1 pseudogene is annotated in these 314 nt (G+C 79.9%); it reads left to right on the forward strand.

The features are described from left to right. Positions 1 to 104 precede the first annotated feature (104 nt). Positions 105 to 314: pseudogene (locus ADK54_RS47565) on the forward strand (hypothetical protein); the annotation flags it as partial.

Consider the following 314-nt stretch of genomic DNA (forward strand, 5'->3'; position numbering starts at 1 on the left):
GGTCGGACGCGTCGCACGAGCGCGTCGGGCTCCCCGGCGCAGACGCTTCGCACCGGTGCGCCTGGGCTTCGCCGCGGCCCTGCCCTGCTGTGCGCTCGGCGGGGGCGCGGGCCCCGCGGGACGCGGTGATCGAGGTCGACGGGGAGAACGTCGTCCCGGCCGTGAACGCCGTCCTCGAAAAGATGGCGGAGTTCGCCGGCCCCGCCCCCTCCGTCCCGTCGCTCGCGCCGTCCAGCCGCGGCTCCTGCGCTCCCCCCCACCGCTGCCCGCCGAACCCGGAACCGACCCCCCGGCCCCGGGGCCCGGGCCCCGGG

Source organism: Streptomyces sp. WM6378, from assembly GCF_001279695.1.
Classification (GTDB): Bacteria; Actinomycetota; Actinomycetes; order Streptomycetales; family Streptomycetaceae; genus Streptomyces.